This is a genomic window from Rathayibacter sp. PhB1 (genome assembly GCF_004362935.1).
In the GTDB taxonomy this organism is placed as follows: Bacteria; Actinomycetota; Actinomycetes; order Actinomycetales; family Microbacteriaceae; genus Rathayibacter; species Rathayibacter festucae.
The window spans coordinates 65701-80734 of sequence record NZ_SNYD01000009.1 but is presented as its reverse complement, the minus strand read 5'-3'; the positions used below and the strand labels follow the sequence as shown (position 1 = coordinate 80734).

Genomic DNA, 15034 nt, shown 5'->3' with positions numbered 1-15034 from the left:
CGGCTCCCTCCCGAGAGCCGAGCCTAGGCCCGAGGGCCGACGCTAGGCACCGGCCTCGTGGATGTCGCGGGCCTTGGTCACGCGCCCCGCGTCGACCGGGTTCATGCCGAGCACGATCTTGCCGCGCGAGTGCCGCTTCTCGAGGTCGTCGAACGCGTCCTGGACGAAGCCGTAGGGGTAGAAGCCGGAGACCAGCACCCGCAGCTTCTGGTCGCGGACCAGCGCGACCAGCTCGCCGAGGATCTCGGTGTCGCGCCGCGCGGTCTCGGCGTCGGGCCAGACGGCACGCAGCTCGATCTCCTTGCGGTCGTCGCTGGAGTGGAAGCGGGCCGGCTCGATCCCGAGCTCCTCGGCCAGCGCCGCGTTGTCGCCGCCGAAGTTGTCGAGGAAGACGGTCACGCCGTTCGGCGCCGCGGCGCGGATGCGGTCGGCGATGCCGTCGCCGTAGACGATCGGCTTCACGCCGATCTGGCGGAGGTAGTCGAAGTTGCGCTCGCCGCAGGTGCCGAGGACGGTCGCGCCGCGCAGCTTCGCGAGCTGGATCTCCATGCTGCCCACGCCGCCCGCCGCCGCCGAGACGACCACGGTGTCGTCCGGCCCGATGTGGGTGGCCTCGATCGCGCGCCAGGCGGTGACGCCGGCGAGGAACAGCGCGCCGCCGACCTCCCAGCTCACCGAGGCGGGCTTGGCGACCAGGTTCTCCCGCGGGACGACGATGTGGGTGGCGTGCGAGCCGACCAGCGCGTGGCCGACGACGTCGCTGCGGAGCTTGAGGTCGCTCACGCCCTCGCCGAGGCCGACGACGATGCCGGAGAAGTCGGTGCCCTGGCGCATCGGGAAGGCCGCGGAGTGGTCGGAGTCGAACATCCCGCGCCGGATGAACGCCTCCATGTGGTTCACGCCGGCCGCGAGGACCTCGACCAGCACCTCCCCCGGCCCGGGCTGGGGCCGCGCGATGTCGGCGATCTCGAGCACGTCCACGCCGCCGAAGCGGGAGAACTGGACGGCACGGGCGGAGTCGGAGCGCAGACGGGACATGCGCTCATCATCCGCCCCCGGCGGCGCGACCCCGTGGCCCCCGAAAGGGGACGTGCGACGCCGGAGGGGCCGATCGGGACGTCAGGCGGCGGTGCCGGGGTCCGCGGCGGGATCCGTGCCGGGGCAGTACAGCTGCGTGCGCGGGCCGCTGCGGTCGATCACGTGCTCCGACATCAGACGGCCGCAGAGCGGGCAGGCGCGGCCGGCGGGAGCCTCGGGCTCGGGCTGGTCGTAGGGCCCGAGCGGCGGCGGACCGAGCCAGGGGAAGAGCCGCGCGTTGAAGCGCTGGTAGAGGGAGCGGGTCGGCTTGGCCATATGCTTAGTGTACTAATGATCAGTGTGCGACGGGAAAGGGAGGACGAATCCGTGGAGGACGAATCCGTGGAGACCGATCCGGTGGACACCGATCCGCTCGCCCTGCAGAACCAGGTCTGCTTCTCGCTCGCCGTGGCCGCCCGCACCGTCATCGGCCTCTACCGGCCCGTGCTGGAGCCGCTCGGGCTCACCCACCCGCAGTACCTGGTGATGCTCGCGCTCTGGGAGCGCGCCCCGCGCTCGCTCGCCGACCTCGGCGCCGCCCTGCACCTCGAGCCGGCCACCCTCAGCCCGCTGGTGAAGCGCCTCGAGTCGGCCGGCTGCGTCACGCGCGCCCGCAGCACCGAGGACGAGCGCCGCCTCGACGTCGCGCTCACCCCGTCCGGAGCCGCCCTCCGCGAGCGCGCGCTCCAGGTCCCCCCGCAGATCGTCGAGCGCCTCGATCTCCCCCTCGACGAGCTCACCGCCGTCCGCGACGCCCTCACCCGCCTGATCGGCGCAGCCACCCACCCCTGACACCCAGCGGCGGGCGCACCCACTCATGCTGGTCGAGTAGCCCCGGAGGGGCGTATCGAGACCCACCACCGTCAGCGGGGCGGGTCTGCAGACTCGCGTCCTGACCATGGTGGATCTCGATACGCCCTGCGGGCTACTCGATCAGCATGGACGCGGCCCTGCCGCGCGCCTCTCCTCCGCGGGAAGCCGTTCACGGATCCGGTTTTCGCGCGACGCCCCTTGCATGCTGGTCGAGTAGCCGCGCAGCGGCGTATCGAGACCCACCACCGTACGGACGCTGGATCTCGATACGCCCGCTCCGCGGGCTACTCGATCAGCATGGGTGCGCCGTGCTACGGGCTGTTCGATCAGCAAGGGGGCGCCGCCCTGCGGGCCGTTCGATCAGCAAGTGGCCGCCGCCCTGCGGGCCGTTCGATCAGCAGGGACGCCCCGGGAACGACGAAGGGGCCCCGCCGTCAGGCGGGACCCCCTCATACAGTGCGCGGACTCAGTTCGCGACGCGGAGCGTGATCGCCGAGCTGGTGGTCACGTTGCCGGCCTTGTCCTGAGCCTTGGCCGTCACCTGGTAGGCGCCGTTCGGGTAGGCCGACGAGCTCGCGGTCAGGGCCCACGTCCCGTCCGACTGCTTCACGCCGTTGCCGAGCTTCGTGCCGGACGCGTAGAACGCGACGGCCGTCACTCCGACGTTGTCGCTGGCGGAGGCCACGAGGCGGATCGAGCCGACGACCGTGGTGTTGGTCGCGGGCGAAGTGATGCTCACCGTCGGCTTCTGCGTGTCGGCCGCCGGCGGGGTGGTCGGCGTCGCGGTCGGCGTCGGCGTGGCAGTCGGCTTCGGAGTCGACGTGGGCGTGGCCGTCGGCTTCGGGGTCGACGTGGGCGTCGCTGTCGGGGTCGCGGTGGGCGTGGCCGTGGGGGTCGGCGTCGCGGTCGGCGTCGGGTCCGGCGTCGGAACGGTGCCGACGGGGATCGTGCTCACCGCGTAGCCGAAGTAGCGGCCGGCGACGGGGCGGGTCGGGTCGCCCTGGAAGGTGCGGCCGCGCTCGGTCGCCGCCTTCGCCTGCGCGATGACCTGGGCGCGGACCTGCGCCGGGCTCTTGCCCGCGCAGGAGCCACCGGAGCTCATGCAGTCGAGGACGACGCCGCTGGTGCCGGCGGCCGCCATGCTGGTGCCCGACTGGATGTAGGCGTACGACCCGCCCTTCTTGGTGGTGTACGGGCACATGCCGGGGGCGGCGATGGTGTGCTTCTGGTCGGCGGCCGTGACTGCGAAGTTGCTGTTGGTCGAGACCGCGTCGTCCTTGGTCTGGACGCCGCAGGGCGCCGTGCCGAGTCCGCCGGGCTTGCCGTCGTAGTTGGCCATGTTGGTCACGGCGAGCACCTCGTCGTAGGCGGCCGGGATCCAGCCCGCGAGGTCCTCGGAGGTGTTGCCCGCGGAGCCGACGGAGACGATGCCCTTGGCCTCGAGGTCGCAGATCGCCTGGTGGATCACGTCGCCGTTCGAGCGGCCGCAGTTGCCGTCGTCGGTGCCGTAGGTGGCGAGCGACATGTTGACGACCTTGATGTTGTACTTCGCCGCGTTCGCGGACACCCAGTCGAGGGCGCACATCAGGGTGCCCGTGTTGCCGCGGTTGTTCGCGTCGAGCGCGCGGACCGAGTAGATCGGAGCGCCGGGCGCGACGCCGACCGAGCCGGAGCCGTTGTCCAGCGCGGCCATGTAGCCGGAGACGCCGGTGCCGTGGCCGTTGGCGTCGGCGGCGGTGCCCGAGCCGAAGCAGTTGATCTGCTCCTTCAGGTTGTAGTCGGGGTGCGAGCTGACGCCGGAGTCGATGACCGCGACGGCCGGACCGCTGTAGTTCGTCACTCCGTCGCCGGCGCGCACCGGGGCCTTGTCGGCCTCCGCGGTGAGCACGTGCGACGGGGTGGTCTGAGCCTGGCCGTCGACGACCTGGTCGGCGGGGGTGATGCCGAGGACGCGCGAGTCGGCCTCGAGGACCGCCTTCTGGCGCTCGGTGAGCGGAGCGGTGAAGCCCGCGACGCCGCCCTCGAACTGCACGTCGTCGGCGACGCCGAGCGCGCGGACGACCTGCTCCGAGATCGAGCTCGAGTCGACGGACACGAGGTACTGGCCGGTCGTGGCGGCCTGGGCGGGGGCGGAGCCGGCGAGGGCGATGCCGGCGGTCACGGCGAGCGCGGTGGCCAGGCCGGCTGCGCGCCAGAGGCGCGAGCGGGCCGGCGGCGCGGCGGTGCGGGAAGTGGACACGGGTTCCGTCGATTCTGTCGGCGTCTCGGCCGACCTGTCGTGGTGCGGGCGGGTCGACGCAGGCACTCCGAGCGAGCGCCCGCGCCGCTGCAGCGGGGCTCGGGTCAGAGGCCGGGAGGCGGCGGAACGGTGCAGGCCCCTCCGAGCGTCGACGGGCGGAACCCATCGGCTCCCCCCATCGGAGTGACCTGTCTTCGACTTCAACAGACTTCAGGCGATTTCACAGCGTCGAGGGTGACCCCAGTTCGAGGGTGATTTGACCCCCTGTCCCACAGATGGGGACCTCGTTGGAACCGCTTGCCCGACAGCTGCGGAAATGCCCGGTCACAGCGCGGGTTCAGCCCTCTCGCGGCGGGCGTCCCGGCGGCTTGACTGCCCCCGGCCACGGAGTAGTGTCGTCGCTCGTGACACACGAGGGCCCCCCTTCGGGCGCGAAGGCGTCCCCCACCGGTGCGGACGACACCGATGCCAACGAGCTCCGCACCGCGAAGCACTTCTTCATCGGCGAACCGCTCTCCAGCGACAAGCTCGAGGGCCAGCTCCTGCAGAAGCGGCTCGCCCTCCCGATCTTCGCGAGCGACCCGCTCTCCTCCGTGGCCTACGCGCCGCAGGAGCTGCTGATGATCCTGCTGCTCGGCGGCCTCTCCTTCCTCACCTTCGCGCCCTGGGTCGCCGGCTGCGTCGTGGTGCTGCTGGTCGTCGTCGTCCTCAGCTACCGCCAGCTGATCAAGGCCTACCCCTCGGGCGGCGGCGACTACGAGGTCGCCCGCACCAACCTCGGCGAGACCGCCGGGCTGACGGTCGCCGCGGCCCTCCTGGTCGACTACGTGCTCACCGTCGCCGTCTCGGTCGCCTCCGGCGTCGACAACATCATCTCCGCGATCCCCGCGCTGGCGCCGCTCCGGGTCGAGCTCGCGATCCTCTTCGTGATCCTCCTGGCCGCCGTGAACCTCCGCGGCGTCTCGGAGTCGAGCAAGGCCTTCGCCGTCCCCACCTACCTCTTCGTCGCGAGCGTCTTCGTGATGGTCGTCGTCGGCCTCGGCCGCGCGGCCTTCGGCGACGCCCCGATCGCGGAGTCGGCCGGCTACACGGTGCAGGGCGAGCAGCTCACCCAGGCCGCGATCGTCCTGCTGCTGCTGCGCTCCTTCGCCAGCGGCTGCGCCGCGCTCACCGGCGTCGAGGCGATCTCGAACGGCGTGCCCGCCTTCCGCGTCCCCAAGGTCAAGAACGCGCAGCGCACCCTCGTCGCGATGGGCACGATCGCCATCGTCCTCTTCGTCGGCCTCACCGCCCTCGCCCTGCTCGCGAACGTGCACTACGCCGAGAACGCCTGCCACCTCGTCGGCTTCACCGACTGCGCGACGACGCCTCAGCGCTCCGTGATCGCGCAGGTCGCGGCCGCCACCTTCGGCAACAACACGATCCTCTTCTTCGTGATCCAGGCCGCGACCGCCGCCGTCCTGCTGCTCGCGGCCAACACGGCGTTCAACGGCTTCCCGCTTCTGGGCTCGGTCCTCGCCCGCGACGGCTACGCGCCCAAGTCGCTGAACACCCGCGGCGACCGCCTCATCTACTCCAACGGCGTCATCATCCTGGCGCTCGTCGCGGCGATCATCCTGCTCGTCTACCAGGCCTCGCTGACGAGCCTCGTGCAGCTCTACATCATCGGCGTCTTCGTCTCCTTCACCCTCGGGCAGTCCGGCATGGTGAAGCACTGGATCCGGATGATCAAGAACGGCGAGGGCTCGCGCACCGTCAAGACGAGCCTCGCGATCAACCTCTTCGGCGCCACGCTCACCTTCGCCGTGCTCGTGGTCGTCACGATCACGAAGTTCACCCACGGCGCCTGGCTCGTCTACCTGGTGATGCCGATCCTCGGCGTGCTGATGGCGGGCGTCTACCGCTACTACCGCGACGTGGAGAAGGAGATCGAGGTCGACCCGACCACGACCTTCGGCGCCAACGGCGACCACGCCGTCGTCCTCGTCGGCCGGATGAACAAGCCGACCCTCAAGGCGCTCGACTACGCCATCGCCGCGCGGCACGAGTCGCTGGAGGCGGTGCACTCGTCGATCGACGACGCGCAGACCGCGCAGCTCAAGGCCGACTGGGCGCGGATGGACATCGAGGTCCCGCTGCGCTGCATCGCCTCGCCGTACCGCGACATCTCGTACCCGCTGATCAAGTACATCAAGGCGCACCGCCTCGAGCACGGCTCCGAGATCATCACCGTCTACATGCCGCAGTACATCGTCGGGCACTGGTGGGAGGGCTTCCTCCACAACCACAAGTCGCGCCGGATCCGCCAGAAGCTGCTGCTCGTGCACGGCGTCACCGTCGCGCTGGTGCCGTGGCTGCTCGACTCCTCCGAGTTGATCTACGGCCGCCGCTCGCGCCCGATCCCCGGCCAGTCCCGCCGCGGCGAGCCCGTGCGCCCCGTCACCCGCCGGCCCATCCCGCCCGCCTCCGTCCTGCCCAAGGGCGCGGCCGGCGAGGGCGCTCCGCGCAGCGGCTCGCGCACCGCCGCGGCCACCCGCCCGAAGAAGCCCGCCGGCAAGGGCGGCGGCAAGCGCCGCTAGCCCGCCGCCCGCCGGCGACGCCGGGGCGGACGCGAGCAACGGCTCGCGGCCGGTCCGTCGGCTGCCGCTCCCGCCTCATGCTGATCGAGTAGCCCGCGCAGCGGGCGTATCGAGATCCACCAGCTCCAGAACAGGAGTCTGCAGACCCGCCCTGCTGAGGACGCCGGGTCTCGATACGCCCCTGGCGGGGCTACTCGACCAGCATGCAGTGGGCGGACGCGAGCCGCGGCTCGCGGCTGGACCATCGACTGCCGCTGCCGCCCCATGCTGATCGAGTAGCCCGCGCAGCGGGCGCATCGAGATCCACCAGCGCCAGAAGTCGAGTCTGCAGACCCACCCTCCTGAGGACGGTGGGTCTCGATACGCCCCTGGCGGGGCTACTCGACCAGCATGTGCCGTTGAAGCGGCGCGATCGTACAAAGCCACGTCCGCAGACAGGTAGAGGGCCCGCGGCGACTCGCCGCGGGCCCTCGATTTCCCCTTGTGCCTTCCCCCGAAGGCGGCCCGCCCCAACGGGCCGTCATCGACGCTATCGGCGGGCTATGCACCCGCGCATCCTCCTCACGACGGATCCGCGTCAGCCCCCTGGCGTGGTGCGACGCCGAGCGCGAGGTGCCAGAGCACGGCCACCGCGAGCAGGGCGGCGGTCGTCCAGACCACCACGAGGACGGCAGCGTCGACGACGTAGGAGCGGTACGCCTCCTCGAACGGATCGAGCCCCGAGCCCGAGAGCACCACGCCGGCCGGCACGACCGCCGCGGCGAGGACGGCCGTCCACGCGGCGACCCGCGCGGGGCCGCGGTGGTCGAGGGCGACGGGGTGCGGGCGGCGGGCGACGTACCAGACGACGGCGCCGATCCCGAGCCCGACGAGGCCGAGCACCCCGCTCCCGTACTGCGCCCACTTGTAGCCCGGGAACGGGCCGAACTCGTCGCGGAGGAAGGGCAGGGCCGCCACGAACGGGCCGCCGTCGTGGGTGAAGGCGTCCCAGAGCACGTGCGACGCCGAGCCGATCACGAGCCCGACCACCGCCAGGACGATCGCCGTCGTCCGGGCGCGCGCCGTGCGCGGCGGCACCGCCGGCGGTCGCAGGCGCACCCGGACGATCCACGGCGCGAGGTCGCGCCAGGCGGGCTGGAGCAGCACCAGCCAGAGCACGAGGCCGACGGCGCCGACCGCGAGGTCGACCGTCACGATGCCGAGCATCGAGTGCGTCGCGTCCCGCGCCCAGCGCAGCGGCAGGTAGAGGCCGATGTCCGGGGCCATCGCGCCGATCGCGACCGCCGCGGCGGGAATGCGGCTGTTCGTGAACGCCAGAGCGACGACGGCGTGGCTCGGCGTGAACGGCATAGTGCACGGTATCCCGTGCGCACCTCGCTCCGGCGGTACCGGACGCCCCCCGCACGGCCCCCGCCCGGGGAGCTCGGAGCGCGGCGACCGTAGAATCGTCCGGACGTCCGGCCCTCCGGGCTGGTCGAGGCGACGGATCGGAGCGGGTGTGCGGAAGGCGTTCGCGATCCTCCGTCTCGCGCTCGCGGGGCTGGGGGCCGTCGGGCTCGTCGGCGACTTCCTCTACACCCTCGGCTTCCGGCTGTTCCAGATCGACAACTTCTTCGCGTACTTCACCACGCAGTCGAACATGGCCGGCGTCGTCGTCCTCGGCCTCTCCGGCATCGTCGCCCTCGCCCGCGAGCGCGAGCCGCGCTGGCTCAGCACCCTGCGCGCGCTGGTCCTGACCTACATGGTCGTCTCCGGCATCGTCTTCGGGCTGATCGCGGTGGAGGCGAACAACCGCGGCGTCCGCGTCGACGTGCCGTGGTCGAGCGCGCTGCTGCACTTCGTCATCCCGACGCTCGCGCTGCTCGACTGGCTCCTCGCCCCCGGCCGCCGCCCCGTCGCCTGGCGCGGCACCCTCACCGTGCTCGGCTTCCCGATCGTCTGGGGTGTGATCACGCTGGTGCGCGGCGCGCTGATCGGCTGGTACCCCTACTTCTTCCTCGACCCCGCCCAGGTCGACGGCCCGGTGATGTTCGTGGTCTACGACGTGATCGTGCTCGGCCTGATCTCGGGCATCGCCGCCTTCATGCTGGCGCTCAGCCGGGTCCGGCCGCTCGGTGCGGCGCGCGCGACGGAGTGGCGGGGCCCGCTCGCCCGGCTGCGGGAGCGGCTCAGCCGGCCGCGACGGCGAACGGCGTGAGCGCCGACTGCGCGACCACGAGCAGCTCGTCGTCGCTGAGCGACTGCAGCGACAGGGCCTGATCGGCGCCGACGAGCCCGACGAGCACCGCCTCGCCGGTGGTCGGCTCGAGGTTCAGCCACTCCGTGATCCCGGCCGCGGAGCCGACCAGCGACCAGCGCGCGGGCAGGGCCGGATCGGTGTCCCAGAACGGCTCGTCGAAGCGGAGCCAGAGCGTCTCGACGACCCCGGAGCCGATCGCCGCGATCGCGGTGCGGTGCGCGAACGGCAACGGCGGATCGAACGCGATCGCGTCGCTCTGCAGCACCCCGATCGGCACCGTGACGAGGACGCGGTCGGCGGTGAACGACTCCCCCGTCGCGAGCCGGATGCTCGCGCCGGTGTCGCTGTAGCCGATGCCGCTGACGGCCGCGCGCAGCGAGATCTCGACGTCGGTCAGCAGCGTCTCGACGAGGGGCGCCAGGCCGTCGGTGAGGACCGCGGCGGCCTCGTCGGAGGAGTCGGCGACGTCCTCCGCGGTGCTGGCGGCCGAGGCGTCGCCCAGCCCGTACCAGGCGGAGAGCTCGGCGGGCGCGGCACCCGTGCGCAGCACCGGGCCGCCCGCGAGGAACGCGGCGAGGCGGGCGGCGTCGCCGTCCCCGCTGCCGGGCTCGACGGCCGCCGGGTCGGGAGCGCCGGATTCGGCGAAGGCGTCGGCGAGCGGGAGGTCGGTGGGCTGCTCCGCCGCCCACTCGAGCGCGCGGGTGAGCGCCTTCGCGGCGGTGTCGCCGACGTCGGGCCGGTCGCCGTCCTCGGTGCTGGAGAGGACGGTCGCGAGGTCGACGGTGGAGGTGGTGATCCCGGCGTCGAGGACGCTCTCCCGCAGTGCGGGGCCGGCGCCGACGAGCGCCCAAGCGCCGCTGTCGACGGCGATCGGCCAGCCGTCGGGGGTGCTGGTGGCGATGCGGCCGCCGACGCGGTCGCGCGCCTCCACCAGCGCGACGTCGTAGCCGGCGTCGAGCAGGCGGCGGGCGGCGACGGCGCCCGCGAGACCGGCGCCGATGATCGCGATCCGCTCGCCCTCCTCGGCGATCGCGGCGATCTCGCCGGCCGCGCGGACCCCGGAGTTCCAGGCGCCCTGCAGGGTGCCCGGCTCCTGGGAGTCGGTGGCCTCGCCGGCGAAGAACAGGCGGTCGAGCACGTTCCCGGCCAGGTCGTCGCGGTGCTCGGGGGTGGCTCCGACCGCGAGGTAGGAGACGGCGCCGAGCGCGTACGGGTCCTCGGCCCAGCCGGAGCGGACGAACGCGGCCGGCGTCGGCACGGCGGTGGTGCTGGGCGTGGGCACCGGGGCCTCGGTGACGGAGCGCGTGGGGGTCGGCCGCGGCGGAGTGCAGCCCGCGAGGACCAGGAGACCGGCGCCCGAGGCGGCTCCCGACAGGAAGAGGCGGCGTCCGATCGTCATCCCCGTCATCCTACGTTCTCGCCGCCCGGCGGGAGCCGCGGACACGGGCCGCCCGGCGGACGCCCGACGCCGAGTGGTAGACCTGTCCCATGAGCAACGACATCCGCGAACTCTCCGAGGGCGAGAGCTACCTCGCCTTCTTCCAGGGCGGGCCGTTCGACGGCCAGACCGAGACCCGTGTCAGCACCGAGGGGGGCTACGAGAAGTCGGTCGACGTCTACGCCGCCGTCGACGGCCAGGAGACGCACCTCGTCTACACGTCCGTCTCGGCCAAGGAGGTCGGCGAGTCGGTCCACGTGACCTACGCGCTCGACGCCCCCGACTCCGACCCCGTCGAGGACCCGGAGGACCGCGGCGGCGGATTCCAGTAGTCCGCAGCAGCGCCTCTCCGCTCCCGCACGGGAGCACGGACGCCGTCCCGGTCGCGATCTCGCGGTCCGGGGCGGCGTCTTCGTCTGCGCCGGGAGGCTCTTCATGACGAACCGTGACGTCGCCCAGGTCCGCTCCGAGTCCGCGTCCCTACGATCGCGCCGGAGCGTCCGATCCACGGCCGCCCGGACGGAGACGACGATGCCCACCGAGCAGACCACCGCGACGATCGGCGCGCAGACCGCCGACTTCACCACCGGCTTCAACGAGACGATCGGCGACGAGCTCGCCACGGTCTTCGCGAGCGAGCAGGCCGACCTCGTCGAGAACGGCGTCCCCGCCGGAGCCGTCGCGGCCGGGGAGCGGCTGCCGAGCGCGACCGTGGTCACCGAGGGCGGCGAGAGCGTCGCGCTCTCCTCCCTCCTCGGCGACGGCCCGGCCGTGCTCGTCTTCTACCGCGGCGCCTGGTGCCCCTACTGCAACATCACGCTGCGCCACTACGACGCGACCCTCGCCCCCGAGCTGGCGAGCCGCGGCATCGCCTTCGTCGCGGTCAGCCCGGAGACGCCCGACGCCTCCGCCACGCTGGGCGGCGAGCTCGGCTTCACCGTCGTCACCGATCCGGGCAACGCGCTCGCCACGGAGCTCGGCATCGTCACCGCCCCCAGCGACGCGGCGATCGAGGCGCACACGGCGCTCGGCTTCGCGGTGAAGGACTCGAACGCCGACGACACCCCGGCGATCCCGTTCCCGACCGTCCTGGTGATCGACGCCGAGGGCGTGGTCCGCTTCGCCGACGTGCACGTGGACTACACGACGCGCACCGAGACCGAGGCGATCCTCGCCGCGGTCGACGCGCTCTCCTAACCAGCACGGGGAGGGGCTGTCAAGGGCCCCTCCCCTCACGGCTCGCTCCCCATCCGCAGCGCCACACTCCTTCGAACCACGCATGACGCCGATCCTCGGCGCCGGAAGGAGCACGACTCATGGCAGAGATCACCGCCCACCACGGCCTCTTCAAGGACACGGACCTCCACGTCGACGACACCGGCGGCTCGGGTCGCCCCGTCGTCCTGATCCACGGCTGGCCCCTCTCGGGCGAGTCCTGGAGCGAGCAGGTCCCCGCGTTCGCGGCGGCCGGCTTCCGCGTCATCACCTACGACCGCCGCGGCTTCGGCCGCAGCGACAAGCCGCTCACCGGCTACACCTACGACACCCTCACCGAGGACCTGCACACGCTGCTCACCGAGCTCGACCTGCAGGACGTCACCCTCGTCGGCTTCTCGATGGGCGGCGGCGAGGTCGCCCGCTACTTCTCGAAGTACGGCACCGAGCGCCTGCACAGCGTCGTCTTCGCGTCGGCCGTGCCGCCGTACCTGATGAAGACCGACGACAACCCGGACGGCCCGCTCGAGAAGTCGGCCGCCGCCGAGATGACCGCCGGCCTGACCAAGGACGAGGACTCGTTCTACGAGCAGTTCACGACCGAGTTCTTCTCGGTGAACGGCGAGCTCAAGGTCACCGAGGCGCAGCGCCAGGACGCGCTCGCGCTCGCGAAGCAGTCGTCCAAGCACGCCGCGCTGGCCTGCATGGCCGCGTTCGCCGGCACCGACTTCCGCGAGGACCTGCCGAAGGTCACCGTCCCGACGCTCGTCATCCACGGCGACGGCGACGGCACCGTCCCCTTCGAGGGCTCCGGTGCGCGCACGCACGCCGCGATCCCCGGCTCCGAGCTCCACGTCGTCGCCGGCGCCCCGCACGGCGTCAACGTCAGCCACGCCGAGGAGTGGAACCGCGTCGTCCTCGAGTTCCTGAAGAAGTAGCACGGAGGAAGGGGCGTCCCGCTGCGGCGGGGCGCCCCTTCTGCGTTCCCGGGATCTCGATACGCGCGCTGCGCGCGCTACTCGATCAGCATGAGCTGCATGCTGGTCGAGTAGCCGCGGCACGCGGCGTATCGAGACCCGGAGGCACAGCGCGCTGTGCGCGCCCTTGCATGCTGGTCGAGTAGCCGCGGAGCGGCGTATCGAGACCCGCTTTCACCAGCAGTCCCGGTCATGGTGGATCTCGATACGCGCGCTGTGCGCGCTACTCGATCAGCATGGAGGCCGCGCTGCGCGCGCTGCCCCATCAGCCCTGACGGGCGCGACGACGTTCATGCTGGTCGAGTAGCCGCGGAGCGGCGTATCGAGACCCGGAAGCACAGCGCGCATCGCGCGCCCTTTCATGCTGGTCGAGTAGCCGCGGCACGCGGCGTATCGAGACCCGGAGGCACAGCGCGCTGTGCGCGCCCTCGGCGTCAGCCCTTCTCCGCGCCCTCCGTGGTGTTCATGATCCGCCGCTGGAAGACGAAGAAGAGCACCGCGACCGGGATCGACATCAGCACGGCCGCCGCGAGCTGCAGCGGGTACTGGTTGCCGGTGCCCAGCTGCCCCGAGACCAGCGAGGCGACGCCCGTGGTCAGCGTGTTCAGCTCCGGCGACTGCCGCGAGACGACGAAGTGCGAGAACTCGTTCCACGAGCCCTGGAACGACAGGATGAACAGCGTCACGATCGCCGGCCGCGCCATCGGCACCACGATCGAGCGGAACGTCCGGAAGACGCCGGCCCCGTCGATCCGCGCGGCCTCCTCGATCGACAGGGGGATCGAATCGAAGAACTGCTTCATGATGAAGATGCCCGCCGCATCGACGATCAGCGGCACGATCATTCCTGCGTAGCTGTCGTAGAGCCCGAGCTGCTTGAGGATGAGGAACCGCGGGATCAGCAGCACCACCGCCGGCACGCTCATCACGCCGATGAACAGCGCGAAGAGCAGCCCCCGACCGCGGAAGCGCAGCCGCGAGAGCGCGTAGCCCGCGAGCGAGTCGAAGAACACCCGCCCGACCGTGACGAAGACGGTCACGATCACCGAGTTCAGCGTCCAGAGCGGCAGCGGCACGTCGGTGAACAGCCGCTCGTAGGAGGCGAACGACCAGGTCGCCGGCAGCAGCGACAGCGGGTTCGAGGTCGCGTCGGCGTCGGTCTTGAACGACGACGCCACCGAGATCAGGAACGGGTAGATGTAGACCAGCGCGAGGCCGATCAGCAGCAGGTAGCCGCCGATCAGCGAGGCGCGGCCGCGGGCACCGAGCTGCACGCGGCGGTGCGGCAGCGGCGCCTGGGGCGGCGGCTCGGCCTCGGTGCGCGGCGCGGAGTCGACCAGGGTGCTCATCGCACTCCTCCCGTCGTGAGGGTCGTCGCGGCGTCCGCGCGGGCGGCCCGGCGGGTCCGGCGGGCGCTCGGCTCGCCCTTCTCGCGGAGGATCGCGCGCTGCAGCAGCGTCAGGACGACGATGATGAAGAACAGGATGAAGGCGATCGCTGCGCCCTGGCCCCAGCGGAGGTCCGTGAACGACGACTCGTAGGCGAGGTACGCCGGCGTGAGCAGCGTCTTGCCCGGAGCCCCGCCTCCGGTCAGGTAGATCTGGTCGAACACCTGCCAGGTGCCGATCAGCCCCAGGGTGAGCACGGTGAACAGCGTCGGCTTCAGCATCGGCAGCGTCACCGAGAAGAACTTCCGCAGCGGTCCCGCGCCGTCCATCAGCGCCGCCTCGTCGATCTCGGCGCCGATGTTCTGCAGCGCCGCGAGGAACAGCAGCATGAAGGTGCCCGAGGTGGTGAAGATCGCCATGGTGATCAGCACGCACATCGCCACCGACGGACCGGACAGCCAGTCCCACCAGGTCAGCCCCAGCGGAGCGCCGCCCGCGAACCACGCGCCGTCGACGCCGACGAGCCCGAGCAGCGAGTGCAGCACCCCAGTCGGGTCCGCCATCCAGGTCGGGCCGTCCGCACCGAACCAGCCGAGCACCGCGTTGACGACGCCGGAGGCCGAGAACAGGAACAGGAAGATCACGGTGATCGCGATCGACGACGTCACCGAGGGGAAGTAGAACGCGGTGCGGAAGAAGCCGCGCCCGCGCAGCACCCGGCGGTTGACCTGCACCGCCAGGAACAGCGCGAGCGCGGTCTGCAGCGGCACGACGAGCAGCACGTAGTAGACGTTGTTGCGGATCGCCGTGCCGAAGTCCTTCTGCGCCAGCCCGGAGTCCAGGAGCACCGCCCGGTAGTTGTCGGTGCCGACGAACTGCGCGGTCGGGCCCAGCGGCGAGCCGAGGCCGTTCCAGTTGCTGACGCTCACCCAGAGCGCGAGGGCGATCGGGACGACCAGGAAGACGCCGACGACGAGGATCGCGGGGAGGGTGAACAGCCAGCCGTAGCGGGCCTCGTTCCCGCGGATGCCGGAGCGGCGGCTCCGGGAGGCGGTGGCGGTGCTCATCG

General features: G+C 71.9%; 13 protein-coding genes. 6 read left to right on the top strand and 7 right to left on the bottom strand.

What is annotated here, in order from left to right:
* Nucleotides 1–42: 42 nt before the first annotated feature.
* Both EDF17_RS18365 and EDF17_RS18360 read right to left on the bottom strand, forming a co-directional pair.
* Entirely contained in the window at nucleotides 43–1038 is a 996-nt protein-coding gene (locus tag EDF17_RS18365; RefSeq protein ID WP_123448085.1) for an NADP-dependent oxidoreductase, read from the bottom strand.
* An 81-nt stretch (nucleotides 1039–1119) separates the two neighbouring features.
* A complete protein-coding gene (locus tag EDF17_RS18360) occupies nucleotides 1120–1353 on the bottom strand; it encodes a hypothetical protein (RefSeq protein ID WP_123448084.1) in 234 nt (77 codons plus the stop codon).
* Nucleotides 1354–1404: 51 nt separating this feature from the next.
* Here EDF17_RS18360 and EDF17_RS18355 point away from each other — a divergent pair, with 51 nt between their 5' ends.
* Complete coding sequence (locus EDF17_RS18355; protein WP_243732968.1) at nucleotides 1405–1869, top strand: MarR family transcriptional regulator; 465 nt, start codon at nucleotides 1405–1407, stop codon at nucleotides 1867–1869.
* Nucleotides 1870–2356: 487 nt separating this feature from the next.
* Here EDF17_RS18355 and EDF17_RS18350 read toward each other — a convergent pair whose 3' ends face one another.
* Complete coding sequence (locus tag EDF17_RS18350; RefSeq protein WP_123448083.1) at nucleotides 2357–4129, bottom strand: Ig-like domain-containing protein; 1773 nt, start codon at nucleotides 4127–4129, stop codon at nucleotides 2357–2359.
* A gap of 500 nt (nucleotides 4130–4629) precedes the next feature.
* Between EDF17_RS18350 and EDF17_RS18345 the strand changes: the two genes are divergently transcribed.
* A complete protein-coding gene (locus tag EDF17_RS18345; RefSeq protein ID WP_243588079.1) occupies nucleotides 4630–6708 on the top strand; it encodes an APC family permease in 2079 nt (692 codons plus the stop codon).
* Between the two features lie 561 nt (nucleotides 6709–7269).
* On the opposite strand, the gene EDF17_RS18340 is transcribed toward EDF17_RS18345, so the two are convergent.
* Nucleotides 7270–8058, bottom strand: coding sequence for a DUF4184 family protein (locus EDF17_RS18340; RefSeq protein ID WP_123448081.1), 789 nt, complete (start codon nucleotides 8056–8058; stop codon nucleotides 7270–7272).
* A 148-nt stretch (nucleotides 8059–8206) separates the two neighbouring features.
* On the opposite strand from EDF17_RS18340, the gene EDF17_RS18335 reads away from it, so the two are divergent.
* Nucleotides 8207–8905, top strand: coding sequence for a Pr6Pr family membrane protein (locus EDF17_RS18335; protein ID WP_123448080.1), 699 nt, complete (start codon nucleotides 8207–8209; stop codon nucleotides 8903–8905).
* On the opposite strand, the gene EDF17_RS18330 is transcribed toward EDF17_RS18335, so the two are convergent.
* Nucleotides 8877–10346 (bottom strand): NAD(P)/FAD-dependent oxidoreductase, encoded by a 1470-nt coding sequence (locus EDF17_RS18330; RefSeq protein ID WP_123448079.1) that lies wholly within the window; start codon nucleotides 10344–10346, stop codon nucleotides 8877–8879. The two genes, EDF17_RS18335 and EDF17_RS18330, sit on opposite strands and share 29 nt — an antisense overlap.
* An 89-nt stretch (nucleotides 10347–10435) precedes the next feature.
* On the opposite strand from EDF17_RS18330, the gene EDF17_RS18325 reads away from it, so the two are divergent.
* From EDF17_RS18325 to EDF17_RS18315, 3 genes are all read left to right on the top strand, one after another.
* A complete protein-coding gene (locus EDF17_RS18325; protein WP_123448078.1) occupies nucleotides 10436–10717 on the top strand; it encodes an oligoribonuclease in 282 nt (93 codons plus the stop codon).
* A gap of 199 nt (nucleotides 10718–10916) precedes the next feature.
* Nucleotides 10917–11582: a peroxiredoxin-like family protein gene (locus EDF17_RS18320; RefSeq protein WP_123448077.1), complete on the top strand. Its 666-nt coding sequence runs from the start codon at nucleotides 10917–10919 to the stop codon at nucleotides 11580–11582.
* 119 nt (nucleotides 11583–11701) lie between these two features.
* Nucleotides 11702–12538, top strand: coding sequence for an alpha/beta hydrolase (locus tag EDF17_RS18315; RefSeq protein WP_123448076.1), 837 nt, complete (start codon nucleotides 11702–11704; stop codon nucleotides 12536–12538).
* A 473-nt stretch (nucleotides 12539–13011) separates the two neighbouring features.
* Here EDF17_RS18315 and EDF17_RS18310 read toward each other — a convergent pair whose 3' ends face one another.
* A complete protein-coding gene (locus EDF17_RS18310; protein ID WP_123448075.1) occupies nucleotides 13012–13926 on the bottom strand; it encodes a carbohydrate ABC transporter permease in 915 nt (304 codons plus the stop codon).
* Nucleotides 13923–15032, bottom strand: coding sequence for a sugar ABC transporter permease (locus tag EDF17_RS18305; RefSeq protein ID WP_123448074.1), 1110 nt, complete (start codon nucleotides 15030–15032; stop codon nucleotides 13923–13925). Before EDF17_RS18305 ends, EDF17_RS18310 begins: the two co-directional genes overlap by 4 nt.
* Nucleotides 15033–15034 lie beyond the last annotated feature (2 nt).